Origin of the sequence: Lacinutrix venerupis (genome assembly GCF_001971745.1) — a bacterium.
GTDB classification, from domain to species: domain Bacteria; phylum Bacteroidota; class Bacteroidia; order Flavobacteriales; family Flavobacteriaceae; genus Lacinutrix; species Lacinutrix venerupis.
The window spans coordinates 332045-350344 of record NZ_CP019352.1; the positions used below are offsets into that span (position 1 = coordinate 332045).

Genomic DNA, 18300 nt, shown 5'->3' on the forward strand with positions numbered 1-18300 from the left:
CTAATTTATTACATATCTTGTTACAGATAGACGTAATGCATTCTTTTTCGATGAAGTGATGCATTATGAACTAAAATTTTCAAGTATTCAATATTATTCTAAAATTATTGACTAATCTCTAAGTTTATTCGGGATTCGTTGCCAACTTTGTCTATGGCGGTAATGGTGTGTTTGCCTTCTAAAGGCTTGATTGCTATATCGTGAATTTCAGTGGTTTTTCCTATGTATTTATTGTCAATATACCAATAAACAGTGCTCATTTTTTTTGAATGTGCAATCTTTAAAATTAGCTCGTTAGTTTCTTCGTTAAAATCTTTAGGAAGGAAAATTTTTGCATTGTTTTTTGGGTATATAAATTGCATTTTTTCATCTTCAATAGTAATACAATCATTTCTAAATCGAGGAAGTGTTTTGTAAAATGGATTTTTACTCCTATAATAATATTCCATTAAAGGAGGAAGCACAAACCAAGAAGTGTTTTTTATGTTGTTTATTGTTTCGCATGAAGTGTTTACTTGATAGCTTTTAGAATTGTCTAAATGAACTAATTTATGGTAAGGACATGGTTTTGTTTTAAGTCCGCTATTTTGAACAAATGTTTTTAAGCTGTGTTCGCAATATTGTCCGGCTCTATAACCACTTTGTTTGCATACATTTATTTCTGTCATTTCATCAAAAGGCTTGGCGAACCATTCGCTATTTGGTAACAAATCGAAAACGTCAAACAGGATTGGAGCAGCAGCTTCTACACCAACTAAACCAGGTCTTCCTTCGCCATCTGCATTACCAACCCAAACACCAACCACATAATCTTTTGTAGTGCCAATTGCCCAAGCGTCTCGAAAGCCAAAACTGGTTCCTGTTTTCCATGCGATTTGTTTGGAATCATCAAAAAACTCCCAATTTTCATCACCTTCAGGTCTGTTTACTTGTTTTAAACTTTCGTAAGTAAGGTAAATTGATGCAGCGTCAAATAATGTTTTTTCTGTAGATTTTTTTCCGAAGTCCATATTTTCTGAAGCTAAAAAAGTGGGTTCACAAAATTCATTTGAAAAATACTCACTTGATGTTTCGTTAAAATGATTTAAAGTTGAAGAAAAACTCGCGTAGCTTTTACATAAATCCCACAAATTACTTTCGGCACCACCAAGAATTAAAGATAAACCGTAGTGGTTTGCATTGTATTTTATGTCTTTCAGTTTTAAATCTTTTAAATAGTGGTGAAATCTATCTAACCCAAAATCTTTAAGCATTCTTACTGCAGGAACGTTTAAAGAGCGCGACAATGCACGGCTTGCAGGAACTGCACCATCAAATTCTTTATTGTAGTTTTCTGGCACATAGCTTCCAAATTGAGTAGGAATATCTGCCACAAGTGTGTTTGGTAATAAATCACCTGCATCTAACATGGCGGCATAAAGAAATGGTTTTAAAATACTACCTGTACTTCTGGGTTTAGTAATAACATCCACATCTTTCTGGTTTTTTTTATCTGTTGGTGCATTACCAATGTATGTTAAAACTTGGCGTGTTTTTACATCTAAAACGAGAACTGAAATATTATGAATTTCATTCTGTTTTAATAAGTTATAATGGTTGTAAACCACATTATTTGCTTGTTGCTGTAGTTTGTAATTTATTGTTGTTTTTATGCGTTCTCCAGAATTAGATTTTACTATTTTTTGAAGTAAATGCGGTGAGATTTGAGGTAATGGATACGGTTTTTGAGGTAAACCTTCTGCAATAGATAAATTATAAGTTAGGGAATCTATTATTTTATTTTGAAGGAGTTTTTGTAATAATCTGTTTCTTTTTTTTAATAATCTCTCTTGATTTTTCCCAGGATAAATTAAGCTTGGCGCATTAGGTAAAACGGCTAAAGTTGCGCTTTCTGCCCAAGATAATTCATGTGGATTTCTATTAAAATAGCGCCAAGATGCAGCATCAATACCAACTACATTGCCTCCAAAAGGAGCGTAGCTAGAATAGTATGCTAAAATCTCATCTTTGCTTTCGCGAATTTCTAAACGCGTGGCAAGAATAATTTCTTTAATTTTTTCGAAATACGTTCGCGATTGTCCTTTTCGTGATAAACGAATAACTTGTTGAGTTAATGTGCTTCCGCCTCGTTTTACTGCTCCAGAATTAATGTTTTGTTTTAGTGCTTTAAATATTGAAACAGGATTAAAACCAGGATGTTTGTAGAAATACTCATCTTCAAAATTAATAATACAGGTTTTAAATTTTTCTGGCACACTATCGTTTTTAGGAAATCGCCATTGGCCATCTTTGGCAATTTGTGCGCCTAATAATGTATTGTTGCTACTGGTGATTACCGTTGCTGTTGGATCTTTAAAGAGTTGCTTTGGTAAACAAAAGTAATAGACAAGCAAAAGTATAACGATAATTACCGACTTTATTTTGTGCTTTTTTATGTAGGCAAATGCTTTATTCATTTTTATTCTTGCATGCGCTTGAAAGTGTATTCACGTTCCACTTTACAAATTTTTACATTGTACCAAGAGTACCAATCTTTAATCCCTTTTTGTTGTGCAACTACATGATCTGTTTGTTGTTTCCAGAGTTGTATTGCTTCTAAGTTTTCCCAATAACTAACAGTGATTCCTACTTCGCTTTTGGCAGAATCTATGCTAATAAAACCAGTTTGTTTTTTAGCTAAAGTTTCCATTAATTCTGCCATTTCACTGTAACCGTTGTCGCCTTCAGTTCTAGTAGAAGTAAAAATCACTGCGTAGTATGGTTTAAAGTTTTTCATCTTTAGTTTCCGAGAAAGCGGAAATCTTTTTTAATTAATTTTCGTGTTTTGGTACTGTAAATGTTACTGTTTTTTCAGTAATATTATCGTCGAAATCTGTTAATATGAATTTTAAAAATACTTGATTTGTTGACACACTAATAGGAAACTGATGCGTATTACTTATATTTTCTACGTTTTTTACCCAATTTTCTCCACATTTTTCTGAAACTATAGTTTTTAAATCTTCAATGCCAAAAGGAACAAATTGTTTTGTATCTGCTTCGGTGTAAGTTAATGTTTCGAACCTTGTTTTATTTATTTTTTTAATTGGTTTCCAGTCCGATTGAAATTGCTTCCACTCACTTAAATCGCAAAGAGAATCTTCATCTAAGATATTTATTGTGTTTTGATAGCGCTGTAAAATTTTTACACTTTTATAATTGTTATTTTTAACTTCAATGGTTTTTTTACCAGGAGTATTTTTAACATGTATATCTATGTTAAGATTGTTTTTTGTTGTTAAATCTTGCAATTCATCGTCGTTATAAATAGCTAAATTTTTAATATTAATATCTGCTTCGGTGAGTTTAATATTCACAATTTTAGCCATTTTATTTTCAGATAAAAAACCATTAAAAACATAGCCTTTTAAATCTTGATAGCCATTCATTTTAATTTTTACCCATTCGCCTTCAACTTTTTTGCCTTGGTCTAGAATTACCAGTTTTTTATCTGTTTTTTCTACAACCTCAACAGCTTCGTTGTACATAAGTTTTCCTAGTTTTGAAGCACCAATATCTGGAAGCTCTCTAACCGTTAAACCGCTGTCTGCTGTTACGTAAGCATAGTCTTGACTGTAACCAAGTGCTACAAATAATAATACAATTGCTGTGATAAAATGTTTTGTCGTTTTCATAATGTTTTGTTTTTAAATTAATATGACAGTTAAACATTTTAGTTGGTTTGTTATCACCTGAAAGCGTTTTAATAAAGCGTCCTTTATTATCTTCAATTTCAAATCATAGTGGTCTTTTTTTTGTTTTTTAGATTCCTGCTTGCGCAGGAATTTGTTATTTTTCTACGGTTACCCATTGTCCTTTTGTGCGTACTAAAAACTCATTATCGTACATGGCTTCCGCTTGAACACCTGGTAAATAATAGGTGCCTAAGTATGATGCGTTAAGCATAACATTAAAGGTATTTGTACCGTATTTTCCTTTTTTATTTAAATCGAAATAAAAGTTTACACGATCATCTCGAATATCTGTAAATCGTGCTTGGCTTGTGGTATTACTTCCAAAGGCAGTAAAACGCGTATTTACAATTTCCCAACCAGAAGGAAATATTTGTGTTAAAGCAACATCTGTAACACGTTCGTTTTTAAGATTAGATACAGTAACAGTTGCCACAAAATCTTGACCTTGTTTAAGATTTTTAATATCGATTACATTTCCTTTTAAATCTTTATAAACTACACTTGTACTTAAACCTCTTTGTTCTGTTAATTCTTCACCTAAAGGCAATTTTCCAGAATTTAAAACACGAACGTAAACCACATTACCTTGTTTGTTTTTAAAGCTTAATTTATTGTTTCCGTTTATTACTTTTAATTCACGTTGAGCTATTGCGCTTTTGGTGTTTATGGTTTCGGTTTTACCATTGATTGTATATTCTAAATCAAGAGATTTTCCACCGTTTGCTTTAACCATTTTAGCCATTGCTAATAAACTGTAAGCTGTAGTTTGTGTACTCATCCAACGGTTACTCGATAAATCTTTAGCCAATGTTTTTGCTAATTCTTGCATTCTAGAATCTTTGGTAAGTACCATTGTTTCTAATGCCATGGCACGATTTCTATCTATAGAGCCATAGGTGTAATAGTTATATTTTGGTGCTACAAATTCTATGTTTGCTGTTTTAGAAATAGCGTTGCTAGCTTCGGTTTGTCCTGCAAGAGCGTAAGCAGCAGCTAATCTCCATTTTGCTTCGTTAGAAATTTCGCTAAATTCTTTAAGCCTGTTCATAGCACCTAAATCTGGACTTCCTGCTAAGGCTAAAGTGTACAATCTGTATGCTTGTGCTAAATCACTATTGTATGTTTTGTAGCTTGGTCTCCAACTTCTTGCTGCTTCTTTTTGATATTTAATCCAATTACTTTTAAAGGTTAAAGGAAGTACGAATCCTAGTTTTTCGGCTTCAAGCATAAAGTGTCCTGCGTAACTAGTTCCCCAATCATTAGCAGTGTTTTCTCCCATCCAATAACTCATGCCTCCATTTGGTCTTTGAAAATTTCCAAGACGCTTAATGCCATTTTCTATATTAGATTGAATTTCTTGTTTTTTCTTTAACGGAATATCAAAAATTTCATTTAAATATAACTGCGGAAACACTCCTGACGTCGTTTGCTCTACACAACCATGAGGATATTGAATAAGATATTGAAGTCTTCGAGAGAAATCCATTGGTGGCATTGTTGAAAATTCAACCGTTGCACTGTTAGAACCTTCAACACCAAAAGTTGTAAAATCTAAACTAGCTGAAGCCGATTTTTCTAACGTTTGATCGAGCGCTTTAGAGGTTGTTGGGTTTACATTCTCAACATCAAGTTCTACTTTGTAGGTTGATTTTTCACCATTTCCAGTTGCAATAACTTCTACTGTATTTATACCATTTGCTTTGCTAACATCAAGCTCAAAATAAGCCATTTGCTCATCTGGTTTTGCAAAAGATAATCTTTTAGATTTCTCACCAACAACAGAAATGCCGTTGCTTAATTTTAATTTAATATCTACATTTTTAACCTTTGGTTCCATAGCAAAAACAGTAACAGGAAGTGTAACTTTTTCACCAGGACTTAGTTTTCTAGGTAGCGTCGCTAAAACCATTAAAGGTTTTTTAACTTCAACAGATTTGTCTGTGCTTCCATAAGCTTCAGTCTCTGTGTTTCCAGCAACAACCATAGTTCGCACAGCGCCAATATAATTAGGCATTTTAATTTTATGTTCTGTTCTTCCGCCAGGTTCTAATGTAAACGGACCTAAAACTTTAACAACAGGTTTAAAACGGTTTGCTTTTTTGTTTTTTCCTTCGGCAGCACTTCCGTCTCCACCAATAGCAAATATTTGATCGATACTACCAGAGTATGCGCCAACAACATCATCAAAAATATCCCAAGTTTTTACGCCTAGAGCTTCGCGTGCATAAAATGACGACCAAGCATTTGGTGTTTTAAATCGCGTTAAATCTAATAAACCTTCTTCAACCATTGCCACAGTATACGTCATAGGTTTGTTGTTTTTTTCTGAAACAATAACAGTAAATTCTTCTTCTGGTTTTAAAACGCTAGGCATTCTAATTTCAGGTTCTAATTTGGTGTTTGGGTCTTCAACTAAAATTGGAATAACTCCATAAAGACGTAACGGTAAGTCGTTAGCAGTTGTAGCATGCGGTTGTAATAATGAAATGTTTACAAACACATTTGGCGCCATTGCTTTAGTAATAGGAATATCTACAACCGTTTCACCAGCTTTTGTTTTTAACCATTTATGCTCTATAACTTCCGTGCCATTTTCTATAGAAATTAATGCACGACCTTCGGTTCCAGAAGGAAACGTAATTTTAGCAGTTTCACCAACATTATAATTTTCTTTATCTGCTGAAAAAACTAACATTTTTGCTGCCTCTTTATCGCCTGTTGGTTGCTTTTTCCACCAATTTTTATAAAAATAAGCTGTACGACCGGTTGCGTGACCACTTTCAGGATCGTAAACACGAATTAAATAGCGTCCGCCATCTTTTTCTGGAACATTAATATTGAAGCTGGCTTTACCATTAGCATCGGTATTAATTTTACTATTCATATATGGTTTATGAAAAGAACTTGAGGTGTATTTTGATAAATTATCGTAAGACGAATTCCACCACCAACGCCATTCAACTTTATAAACTTTTACCTCTAATCCGTTTCTTTTTATAGGCTTTCCTTGGTCGTCTACAACCACAATATCGAAGGTTTGATTTTCGTCTGTATAAAACGAGCCATAAGCTCTTCCTTTAGGCGAACGTAATCCAACAAACGATTTGTAAGGTGCATATTGTTTTGTAAAAGCATCCATAGAAAAATCGCCACCATTTTCGAAAGCACGTACTAAAAATTGTACGTTTAACATGCCAGGAGCATTTTGCCCAACGCTTAGTTTGTTTTTAATTTCGGTAAAACCATCTTCGTTTACATTGCCTTCAAAAACGTTTAGTTCTTCTTGAGAAAACGAGCGAGAAGGATCTCTAAATGTATAGTCTTTAAATTTTTTAAAAGGAGCATATGCATTACTGAATTTGGCTTTAATTTCAGTTTTTACATTTTTTGCAGGTGCTCCATGTAGCCAATTAACATTTAGTGTTCCGTTTAAGGCTTCGCTACCGGAAAGCACTTCATTATTAAAATCGACTTTAATTTTTAAGCGGTTTGGTTTTACAGTTTCTACTTTTAAACCTTTGTAAAACGTAGCACCACCAACACTAACTTTTGCATTCCAGTTTCCTGTTTTGTTTTCGGTTGAAGTAGGTACTGTAAACGTGTAAAAGTTATTTATGTTTTCGCTTGTAATTTTTTTGTAGGCTAATTTTCCGTTAGGATCTGTAACTTCCATTTTTACTGGATGACCTTTTGGTAATTTATTACCATTATCGTCTAAAATAAAAGTAAGATGAAGTGAATCTCCAGGTCGCCAAACGCCTCGTTCTCCATAAATATATCCTTTTAAGCCACGTTGTAAATGGTTTCCAGAAACATCGAATTTACTTAGTGATAGTGCTTGACCATCTCGTAACTTTATATAAGTTTTATTTTTACCTTTGCTTACAATTGCAAAAGAAGCGTGATTGTTGGTTTCTATTTTAGCTAAACCCTCTTGGTCTGTTCTAGTGCTAGAAATTTCCTGTTGTTGGTAGTTGTAAAGCGTTATTTTTGCTGCAGCTTCAACATTAGTATTTAAGATATTTGTAACTGCAAAATAGTAGTTGTTATTTGCTCCTTTTTTTACAATAACGCCAAGGTTTGATGCTAATAAATTTTGTGAAATTTCACGATCTTGATTGTAGTATGCATCATGACATGGGTTGTCGCGTTCTCTCCAATTGTAGTTGTAATTTCTGTATCTGTACGTTACATTATCCCAGTATTCTTCTTCTCTGCGGTCTTCGTCTTCTGTGGTACTTTCGCTGTATTCGTCGTAGTAATAATCGTCTTCGTAGTACTCATCTTCATAATAATCATCGTTGTTTTCAGAATTTGTAATATTTCTATTTACAGAACAATCGTACAAGGAATATTCTTTTTTGAAGCTTACTTCTACGCGATAGATAGCACCTGGATCTACAGTTAAAAATTTAGATAAATCTGCACTGTATGTTTTCCATTTTCCGTCATTTTCAATACCATCGTTTACTAAGGTAATGGTTTGCTTTGCAATGCGTCTTCCTACTTGTCTAATACTATTATCGTTACCTCCTTGAAGATTATTGTCTTGCAAAAACTGAAGTACATTGTCTTCGTATATTTTTATAATTTTTAAGTCTACTTTTTTAAGATTTACGGCTTCAAAATTGAATTTTAATTCCCGTGAATTAGGAAGAATAACACCACTATTTACTAAGCGAACTTGAGGTTTTATTTCTTCGAAAGAAATAGTTTCAGAAAATGGTTTTTTAAGTTTATAGCCTTCGGTGTTTTTAATGCCTTGAAATACATCAACCTGTACGTTTCCTGTGATTTTTGAATCTGGATAGGCTTTTAAAACATTACCATCGACCACGTATTTTGAATTTTTGATATTTTGAATGGTTACCAATCCATCAAAATTTTGTTGTTTTTTAATAGGGTCGGAAAAATTTATAGAAAGGTACTGTTCTGGGTTCTGTATAACATCTATTTTAGTAATTATAAAGTTGTTTTTACCAGGAATAATTACTGTGTTCTCTCCATAATTGTCTGCTTTAATGGCTTTTCCGTTCCATTTTACAATAATTTCGCTGTCTTCAATTTTTCGGTTTATACTATCTATTTTAAATTCAAATTGTCTTGATGGTAATCTGTTTTCATTCCATTCAATTTTTAAATCTTTTCCGCCTTGCGAAGCTTCAACTAATTGCTTGGCTTGATCTATTGTAATGTTATCTGCAGATTTTACGACACCTAATAAGTATTGCCATTCTTTGCTATAGGATTGTAACTCGTTAGTAACAATATTAAAGTTTGGTGTTATGGTTTTAAATTGAAATGTATAGTTTGAAAATTCCGATGGAATATCTGGATATATTTCTTTTAATTTTACAGTAACAGAATATTCTGTGTCACTTTCTAAAGCTTCATTTGGTGTAAATGTTAACGCATGTTTGTTAGCAACAGTTAAATTTCCAGAAACGTGAGGTGTAATGCTAATTAAATCGTCTTCAATTATATTATCTATTTCCCAACCTTCGACTTCTTTAGCTAAACTAATTTGAATATTACTAGAGGTAGAAACACGTCCAGAAGTAGTATAGCTAATATAGTCTCTAAACTTAAAAAGGTTATCGGTTTCGGTTGATTTTTTCTTACAAGACTGTGCCAAGAAGATACAGAGAATCAAGGCAAAAAATGATTTTATTTGCATAGTTGCTGGTTTAAAAGTGAATTACAGTGATAAGAAAAATCTGGTGAGAGTATTCTTGTTAATATAATTACGCTCAATTGTTTAAATTTAGTTTGTGGTTGATTGTTAGATTTTTGTTAAAGTTTTATTTGGAGTAGATTTTTACAATTAATTCGCCTTTATCGTTCATACTTGCGCGATACATTCCTGCGGTGTTAAAATCCATTACCATATTGCCGTTTTTGTCTACTGCAATAATACCACCATTTCCACCTAAATTAGGAACCTTTTTTTGTATTACTTCTTTTGCAGCCGCTTTTAAACTTAAACCTTTGTATTCCATTAGTGCAGAAATATCGTGAGCAACCGTTGCGCGAATAAAAAATTCTCCCCAACCAGTTCCAGAAACTGCACACGTTGCATTATTAGCGTAATTTCCAGCGCCAATAATTGGCACATCTCCAACGCGACCATATCGTTTATTTGTCATGCCTCCGGTTGAAGTGCCAGCGGCTAAATTGCCGTTTTTATCTAAGGCAACGCAGCCAACTGTTCCAAATTTACTGTCTTTAATATCTGCATCGTAAAAAGCCGATTTATTTTCAAGAGTATTTTCTTGTTCTTTTTTAATTACTCGTTTTAAAGTTTTAAGTCTGTTTTCAGTTTTAAAATAATCTGGAGAAACAAGTTCTAGATTCTGTTCTTCTGCAAACGTTTCTGCACCTTCACCAGCCATCATGACATGAGGTGATTTTTCCATAATTGCTCTAGCAAGATTAATTGGGTTTTTTACGGTTTTTGTTCCTGCGGAAGCGCCTGCATTTAGCGTTTTTCCATCCATTATAGAAGCATCTAACTCATTGGTTTCGGCATTTGTGAAAACCGCGCCTTTTCCTGCATTAAAAAGCGGAGAATTTTCTAAAATATTTATGGTTTTTTCAACAGCATCAAGACTACTTCCTCCGTTTTTTAAAATGGTATAACCGGTTCTAATAGCTTCTTCTAATTTGGCTTTGTATTCGGCTTCTTTTTCATCTGTCATGTTCTTTTTTAAAATAGTTCCTGCGCCACCATGTATAACAATAGCAAAATCGTTTACTTTTTTAGATGTGTTTTCTGTATTTGTATTTTCTCTTGTAATATTTTCAGGATTATCATCTGGATTTGGTACGAGTTCGCCACAGCTATATGCTAATAAACAAAGTGCGATGTAGAAGACAATTTTTTTCATTTTTTTTGGAGGTTTTTATTAGCATTAAAGTTACATTTTTTTAAGAAAGCTATAACTGTAAAAACGCATATTTATTAGTATATTCGCTTCAAAATTTAATAATTCGTAAAAAATAGAGATATATGCAAGCAGTTTCAACTGATTTCGGAATAAAAGAAGCCTTAGAGCAATTAGGCATAAAAGATGTAAACCATGGTACTTCTACTGGTTCAAATAACTTTGGAAGTGGAGAAGAAATTTCTTCGTATTCGCCAACAGATGGTTCTTTAATTGCTAAAGTTTCTACAACAACAAAAGAAGATTACGAGAAAGTAATGGAAGCAGCAACTTCTGCTTTTACAACTTTTAGAGCGATGCCAGCGCCACAAAGAGGTGAAATTGTTAGACAATTTGGTAATAAACTTAGAGAATTAAAAGAGCCTTTAGGTAAGTTAGTGTCTTACGAAATGGGTAAATCGCTTCAAGAAGGTTATGGTGAAGTTCAGGAGATGATAGACATTTGTGATTTTGCTGTAGGTTTATCTAGACAATTAAACGGACAAACAATTCCATCTGAACGTCCAGGACATGTAATGCGTGAGCAGTGGCATTCGTTAGGAGTTGTAGGTATTATTTCTGCATTTAATTTTCCAGTAGCGGTTTGGGCTTGGAACACAGCTTTAGCTTGGGTTTGTGGTGATACTTGTGTTTGGAAAGCATCAGAAAAAACACCACTTTGCTCAGTAGCTTGCCAAAATATAATTGCAGGAATTTTAAAAGAAAATAATTTGCCAGAAGGTATTTCTTGTATCATTAATGGAGATTATAAGGTAGGAGAAATGATGACTACAGATTCTAGAATTCCATTAATTTCTGCTACAGGTTCTACAAGAATGGGACGTATTGTTGGTGCAACAGTTGCAGAACGTTTTGGAAAATCTCTATTAGAATTAGGAGGAAACAATGCTATTATTATTACACCAACTGCAGATTTAAAAGTTGTAGTTCCAGGAGCAGTATTTGGTGCGGTAGGAACTTGTGGACAACGTTGTACATCTACAAGACGATTAATTATTCATGAAAGTGTTTACGATAAAGTACGCGATGCTATTGTTGGTGCTTATGGGCAATTAACCATTGGAAATCCTTTAGATGAAAAAAATCATATAGGACCATTAATAGATAAAGATTCTGTAAACACTTACTTAACAGCAATTGAAAAAGCAAAAGCCGAAGGTGGAAACGTTTTAGTTGAAGGAGGCGTTTTAGAAGGTGAAGGTTATGAGTCTGGTTGTTATGTAAAGCCAGCAATTATTGAAGCAGAAAATGATTTTGAAATAGTACAAACTGAAACTTTTGCACCTATTTTATATTTAATGAAATATTCTGGAGATGTTGAAAATGCAATAGATACTCAAAACGGAGTAGCACAAGGATTATCGTCTGCTATTATGACTAATGAGATGAAAGAGGCAGAAAAATTCTTGTCGTTTGCAGGATCAGATTGTGGAATTGCAAATGTAAATATAGGAACTTCTGGTGCCGAAATTGGAGGTGCTTTTGGTGGTGAAAAAGAAACAGGTGGTGGACGTGAGTCTGGATCTGATGCTTGGAAAGTTTACATGAGACGCCAAACAAATACAGTAAATTACTCAGACGAGTTACCTTTAGCTCAAGGTATAAAGTTTGATTTGTAAAATATAACTATTTGTTAGTTAAAAAGCCACATCGAGAGATGTGGCTTTTTTTTATGAAAAACACTTATAATTACACAATGTAAGTTAATCGCTTATTTTGGTAATTTTACCGAATTTTAACTATTTGATTTCTATTTTGTTACAAAAAAAGTTAAAAATTAACACTTTTTTAATAACTTAAGGCTCACTAACACTAAATCAAAATATAATGAGTAAAAAAACCAGTTATCTTCTTGGTATTTTGCTAACCATTATTATCGGCACTATTTTGTATTATTTTTTCTGTTGTAAACCTTGTTTAGAAGCAGCAAATAAAGAAGCGGAAGTCGAAAATATCGTTAGAGAACCAGAAGTAAAAATTGCAACAAAAAATGTTTTTTCTGCAATAGATTCTAAAAGTAGTTTAGAATTTAATAGTAGTGATAATTTTAATTTTAAAGGTTCGGCCTTTTCTCTGTTAGAGCCCGTTTCAGATGATTTAAAAGTAGAAATAGAAAAAATGTCTACATATTTAAATGATAATCCTGGAAAAGCTATAGATATTACTGGATATTATACAAGTGAAGAAAATAATACTTCTGCATTTCCAAATCTTGGATTGGCAAGAGCAAATGCAATAAAAAATTATTTTGTGTCTCACGGGATGTCTTCTAAAATGATAAATACTTATGGTAAATTAAATGATGATTTAACTCCTGATGACTCAAATATATATTACGGACCAGTATCTTATAGCATAATTACTAAAGACGAGAATGATACAAGCGAAGCAGATGCTTTAAAAGAACTGCACGATGAGATTATTGCAGATCCTTTAGTGCTATATTTTAATACAGCTTCTGCATCTATAAACCTTGATGTTAAGCAGCGTGAAAAAATATTTAAAATGGTGAAATATGTTGATAAATTGGATAGTGCTTCTATAAAAATTATTGGGCATACGGATAATACTGGAAATAGAGAGAACAATATAAGATTAGGTTTGGATAGAGCAGAATTTGCCAAAAATTATTTGGTAAGTAATGGTGTTTCTTCAAGTAAAATTAAAACATCTTCAGAAGGTCCAGATAAACCAATTGCAGATAATAATACTGATGAAGGAAAAGCAAAAAACCGAAGAGTAGTAGTAACATTAAACTAACATTGAAAACATATAATTATGACTTTATTATTAATATCAAACATTCCATGCTGGCTAATACCATTATTAGTTGGTGTTATTTGCGCAATTTTAGGATATCTATTAGGAAAGCTTTTAGGTGGAGGAAATAATGAAACCTCTAATGAAATAGACGTTGATGTTTATAAAAATAGAATTTCTAAGCTTGAAGCAGATTTAGAGGCTTGTAAAGCAAATAAGAAATCTACATTCTCTGGAGGAAACTCTTCTGGAGGATCAGCTGCTGCAAGTTTAACTGCTGTAGCTCCAAAACAATCAAGTGGAACAGTGGCAGTGGCTTTTGATGCGGCATCTGCAAAATTATTTTTTGGAAAAACAATAAAACAGGATGACTTAACTGTGGTAGAAGGTATTGGACCAAAAATAAAAGAGTTATTTCATAATCATGATATTACAACTTGGGCAGGATTAGCAGATTGTACTGTAGAAAAATGTCTAGAAGTTTTAAAAAGTGGTGGTAAACGTTTTGAAATTCATAAACCAGGAACTTGGCCAGAACAAGCTAAAATGGCTGCTCTAGGACAGTGGCAAAAATTAAAAGAATGGCAAGACTCTTTAGATGGTGGGAAATAGATAAAATTCCGAATTAAAAATTCAAAAACCGTTTCTTCTGAAAGTTTCAGAATGAGACGGTTTTTTTTTTGAACAACCTTATTTCAATGCCATTGCTGTAATGGGAGAAATAAGGTCTATAGGATTGATTAATAGCATTGTAAAGATATGGGAACATTTTATTTTATATGTTACTAAATGTATAATTGGTAGTTAATTTTGTGTAAGTGGTTAATTTGTAATTAATTGTATTTTACTTTGCGTAATATTCTTATAGATTCTTTATATCTTTTGTATACTTTATTGCTATGTTTTTTTAAAAAAGGTTTAGAGCTGTTAAGTTTGTCTATAGCTTCATTAAAACCATTTAAATAACAAATTAGGTAAGTTGCAGGTAGGTTGTAGAGGTCTATTTCTTGAGAAGGTGTTAGCCTTATTCCTTTTTGTATCTGCTCGATTAAAGAATTATTACTGTTATAGATGTGGTGTAATATTTTTTTATCAAATTGTGGAGGCTGAAAAACTAAAGTGCTATTTATACTATAATTTGCATTATCATGAAATTTAATTATTGTTTCTTCTAACGGATAATATTTATAATTACTATGAAGACCTAATGATACATATTCAATTACTTTAAAGCTGTCTTTATCAAAAGAAATAGCAACTTCGTCTAAAGTAGAATAAAATAAACGAACTTGTTCATTAATTAATTCAATATCAACACGTGAGAAAAAAACTTCATCTTTTACTTCCTTTTTTTGTCCAGCCCAACACACCACGAAATATTCTTTAAAAACTTTATATTGAGGCTTGAAGTCTTTACGCTTGTTCATGAAATTAAAAGTGCTATCAAGTGTATGTTCTATGTTATTATGAGAATGGTTTTCTATTTCTGCAACAATTTTAGAATTTACATCCTTAATGTCGCTTTTAAAAACCTTAGGCATACTCATACTTCCATCTCTAAAAAAAACAGAACCACCATAGTATTTCCATATATTTTTTCTTAAAGATGTTAAGCCATCAATAGCACGAATGGTTACTAAGCCTACAACCTTGTCATCTGGTAAATGTGGAAATGGTATGTTTTCATATTGTACAATTGGAGGATTGTTAAGGTAGGCGTTTATTAGGTTTTGTATTTTAGAATCGTCGAAAAAATCTACTCCAATAATAGAATTATCTTCATCTTTTACACCAATTACTATAAAAGAATTGTTTTTAGGATTGCTATTAGATAAAGCACAAACATGTTTTAAAAACTTTGCTTTTCCTTCTTTTTGTCCAATATCAATTTTACGCTTTTTGTCATAAAAACTGTTCTCGTCGTTATGTGCGAGTAAGTTTTTTATTAAAAGGCGTTTATTAATCATGAGTATTTATTGAAAATATTTAGTATTCAATTTATGTTTTTTCCTTTTTAACAATAGTGCTACTGGCTTGTGCGGTACAAAACATTAACACATCGGCAATGTTAACGTGTGGAGGTCTTGAAATGGCAAAGTAAATTACATCGGCAACATCTTCTGGTTGTAAAGCTTTGTAGCCTTTGTACACATTATCTGCTATTGTTTCGCCTTTAAAACGAACTTGGGAAAATTCGGTTTCTACTAAACCAGGATTTATAGCTGCTACTTTAATACCGTATGGGTTTAAGTCTATTCTCATACCTTCAGTTAATGCAACAACAGCGTGTTTGCTGGCGCAATAAACATTACCTTTTGGGTACACTTCTTTTCCTGCCGATGATCCAATATTTATAATATGCCCAGATTTACGTTCTGTCATTTGTGGAATTACGGCCTTGCTTACGTAAAGTAAGCCTTTAACATTAATATCCATCATGGCATCCCAGTCTTCTATATCGCCTTTGTTTATTGGGTCTAAACCATGAGCGTTTCCGGCATTGTTAATTAATATGTCTATTTGTTTGAAGCTTTCTGGTAAAGATTCTATTGCTGAAAAAACAGCTTTTTTATCCCGAACATCAAAATTTAAAATATGCACTTCGGTTTGTTTTTCTAAAGCTTCTTTTATTGTCAATAATCGCTCTTTTCTTCTGCCACAAATAATTAATCTAATATTATGTTGTGCTAATTTATAAGCAGTTGCTCTACCAATTCCGCTTGTAGCTCCTGTTATTAATGCTGTTTTTTTATTATTCATAATTTTTATTTCGCTATTTACTTTATGGTACTTTGTGTCCTTGAGCGGCTACTAATATTAAAAACCAATCTTCTAATTCTAAATCTATATTTAATGCTTTTGTAGCATTTGTTATTCTATTTAAATTGGTGGTGCCAATAACAGGATGAATGTTTGCTGGATGTTTTAAAATCCATGCTAAAAGTAATTGATCCTCGGTAGCATTATATTTTTCTAATAACTTACCTAATTGTTTGTGTATGCGTCTTGTTTGTTCTGTGTCTTCTTTAAATACATTGCCTAATGGAGACCACGCCATGGCTTTTATATTATTTATTTGCATATAATCAAGAATACCATCATGCATAGCGCCATGCTGAGTTAAAGAAAATTCTATTTGATTAGCGGAAACTTCAACATGTTTTGAAATTAATTCAATTTGAGAGGTTTTAAAGTTAGACACGCCAAAATGTTTTACTTTGCCAGATTTCTTAAGTATTTCAAACGCTTCGGCTATAACTTCGGGTTGCATTAATGGACTTGGTCTGTGTAATAAAAGCAAATCCAAATAGTCTGTTTTTAAGTTTTCTAGGGATTTTTCTGCGGAAGCAATAATATATTCTTTTGTGTAATTATAATGTTTAACTTTAAGTTCTGGTCTCGATTTACCAAGATATTGTATACCGCATTTAGATATAAATTGAATGTTTTCTCTGTTTATGTTACTTTTAGAAAAAGCATTTCCAAATTCTTTTTCTGTGGTATAATCTCCATAAATATCTGCATGGTCAAAAGTAGTAACTCCATGCTCTATGCAGTGATTTATACGTTTTATAAATTCGGGTTGAGAAAGTGAGTTTCCCCAAGCTCCCCAAGTCATTGTACCGGCAATAATTTTTGAATAATTTTTGTTCGCCATTTGCTTATTTATTTTTTTGCTTTATGCTATTTTTAATGATAAATAATTTAAACATTAAAAATACCAAACATATTATTAATACTTCCTTTATATGCTTGAATTTTTAACCAATTGTTAACACGATTGCATTAAAAAAATTAACAATTTGCAAATCGTAATTTCGGATAGTATATTCGACTTTTAAAATTTATATAATGATGGAAGAAACAAGTACAATTGATATAAAATCAATTAACGAAAAAATTGAAAAAGAAAGTGCTTTTGTCGATTTATTGACACTTGAAATGAATAAAGTAATTGTTGGTCAAAAACACATGGTTGAACGATTACTAATTGGACTTTTAGGCCGTGGACACATTTTACTTGAAGGTGTTCCTGGTTTAGCAAAAACATTAGCTATTAATACGCTTTCTAAAGCAGTAGATGGTAGTTTTAGCCGTATTCAATTTACTCCAGATTTGTTACCAGCAGATGTTGTTGGTACGCTTATATATAATATGAAAGAGAATGATTTCTCTATTAAAAAAGGTCCAATATTTGCCAATTTTGTTTTAGCCGATGAAATTAACAGAGCGCCAGCAAAAGTGCAATCTGCTTTGTTAGAAGCGATGCAAGAGAAACAAGTTACCATTGGAGATGAAACTTTTGTTTTAGATAAGCCTTTTTTAGTAATGGCAACAATGAATCCTGTAGAGCAGGAAGGAACGTATCCGTTACCAGAAGCACAAGTAGATAGATTTATGCTGAAAACGGTGATAGATTATCCTAAAAAAGATGAAGAGCAATTAATTATGCGTGCTAATTTAAAAGGCTCTTGGGATAAAGTAAATCCTGTAGTTTCTGTTTCGCAAATTTTAAGAGCACAAGAAGTTGTTAGAGAAGTATATATGGACGATAAGATTGAGAAATATATACTAGATATAATATTTGCTACACGTTATCCAGAACAATATAAATTACAAGATTTAAAACCATTAATATCTTTTGGAGCTTCGCCACGTGGAAGTATTAACTTAGCAACAGCCGCTAAATGTTATGCTTTTATTAAGCGTCGTGGCTATGTAATACCAGAAGATGTTCGAGCTGTAGTACACGATGTTTTAAGACATAGAATTGGAATTACTTACGAAGCTGAAGCCGAAAATATTACTAGCGAAGATATTATTAATAAGATTGTTAATGTTGTTGAGGTACCTTAAACGAG

The 18300-nt window shown here is 32.4% G+C and carries 12 protein-coding genes; 4 read left to right on the top strand and 8 right to left on the bottom strand.

Features of this window, described 5'->3' with window-relative positions; genetic code table 11:
• Nucleotides 1–104: 104 nt before the first annotated feature.
• From pbpC to BWR22_RS01505, 5 genes are all read right to left on the bottom strand, one after another.
• Nucleotides 105–2456: a penicillin-binding protein 1C gene (pbpC, locus tag BWR22_RS01485; protein ID WP_076731676.1), complete on the bottom strand. Its 2352-nt coding sequence runs from the start codon at nucleotides 2454–2456 to the stop codon at nucleotides 105–107.
• A 2-nt stretch (nucleotides 2457–2458) separates the two neighbouring features.
• Nucleotides 2459–2776 (bottom strand): antibiotic biosynthesis monooxygenase family protein, encoded by a 318-nt coding sequence (locus tag BWR22_RS01490; RefSeq protein ID WP_076731677.1) that lies wholly within the window; start codon nucleotides 2774–2776, stop codon nucleotides 2459–2461.
• 34 nt (nucleotides 2777–2810) lie between these two features.
• Nucleotides 2811–3674 (bottom strand): SH3 domain-containing protein, encoded by an 864-nt coding sequence (locus BWR22_RS01495; protein ID WP_076731678.1) that lies wholly within the window; start codon nucleotides 3672–3674, stop codon nucleotides 2811–2813.
• A gap of 154 nt (nucleotides 3675–3828) precedes the next feature.
• The gene (locus tag BWR22_RS01500) at nucleotides 3829–9411 is read right to left on the bottom strand and encodes an alpha-2-macroglobulin family protein (protein WP_076731679.1); all 5583 of its coding nucleotides are present in this window, start codon (nucleotides 9409–9411) and stop codon (nucleotides 3829–3831) included.
• Nucleotides 9412–9535: 124 nt separating this feature from the next.
• On the bottom strand, nucleotides 9536–10621 hold the full coding sequence (locus BWR22_RS01505; RefSeq protein ID WP_076731680.1) for an isoaspartyl peptidase/L-asparaginase family protein: 1086 nt from the start codon (nucleotides 10619–10621) through the stop codon (nucleotides 9536–9538).
• Between the two features lie 122 nt (nucleotides 10622–10743).
• Between BWR22_RS01505 and amaB the strand changes: the two genes are divergently transcribed.
• The 3 genes from amaB to BWR22_RS01520 all read left to right on the top strand — a co-directional run bounded on the left by amaB (nucleotide 10744) and on the right by BWR22_RS01520 (nucleotide 14050).
• Nucleotides 10744–12297 carry an L-piperidine-6-carboxylate dehydrogenase gene (amaB, locus tag BWR22_RS01510; RefSeq protein ID WP_076731681.1) on the top strand — a complete coding sequence of 518 codons (1554 nt, stop codon included), beginning with the start codon at nucleotides 10744–10746 and terminating at the stop codon, nucleotides 12295–12297.
• 208 nt (nucleotides 12298–12505) lie between these two features.
• Nucleotides 12506–13438, top strand: coding sequence for an OmpA family protein (locus tag BWR22_RS01515; RefSeq protein ID WP_076731682.1), 933 nt, complete (start codon nucleotides 12506–12508; stop codon nucleotides 13436–13438).
• An 18-nt stretch (nucleotides 13439–13456) separates the two neighbouring features.
• Complete coding sequence (locus tag BWR22_RS01520) at nucleotides 13457–14050, top strand: hypothetical protein (protein WP_076731683.1); 594 nt, start codon at nucleotides 13457–13459, stop codon at nucleotides 14048–14050.
• A 221-nt stretch (nucleotides 14051–14271) separates the two neighbouring features.
• On the opposite strand, the gene BWR22_RS01525 is transcribed toward BWR22_RS01520, so the two are convergent.
• From BWR22_RS01525 to BWR22_RS01535, 3 genes are read right to left on the bottom strand one after another with little or no spacing between them, the layout of a single operon-like run.
• On the bottom strand, nucleotides 14272–15405 hold the full coding sequence (locus BWR22_RS01525) for an ATP-binding protein (RefSeq protein ID WP_076731684.1): 1134 nt from the start codon (nucleotides 15403–15405) through the stop codon (nucleotides 14272–14274).
• A gap of 31 nt (nucleotides 15406–15436) precedes the next feature.
• Nucleotides 15437–16198: an SDR family NAD(P)-dependent oxidoreductase gene (locus BWR22_RS01530; RefSeq protein ID WP_076731685.1), complete on the bottom strand. Its 762-nt coding sequence runs from the start codon at nucleotides 16196–16198 to the stop codon at nucleotides 15437–15439.
• Nucleotides 16199–16220: 22 nt separating this feature from the next.
• Nucleotides 16221–17096 (bottom strand): aldo/keto reductase, encoded by an 876-nt coding sequence (locus tag BWR22_RS01535; protein WP_076731686.1) that lies wholly within the window; start codon nucleotides 17094–17096, stop codon nucleotides 16221–16223.
• Nucleotides 17097–17293: 197 nt separating this feature from the next.
• On the opposite strand from BWR22_RS01535, the gene BWR22_RS01540 reads away from it, so the two are divergent.
• Nucleotides 17294–18295, top strand: coding sequence for an AAA family ATPase (locus tag BWR22_RS01540; protein ID WP_076734335.1), 1002 nt, complete (start codon nucleotides 17294–17296; stop codon nucleotides 18293–18295).
• The last annotated feature ends 5 nt before the right edge of the window (nucleotides 18296–18300 follow it).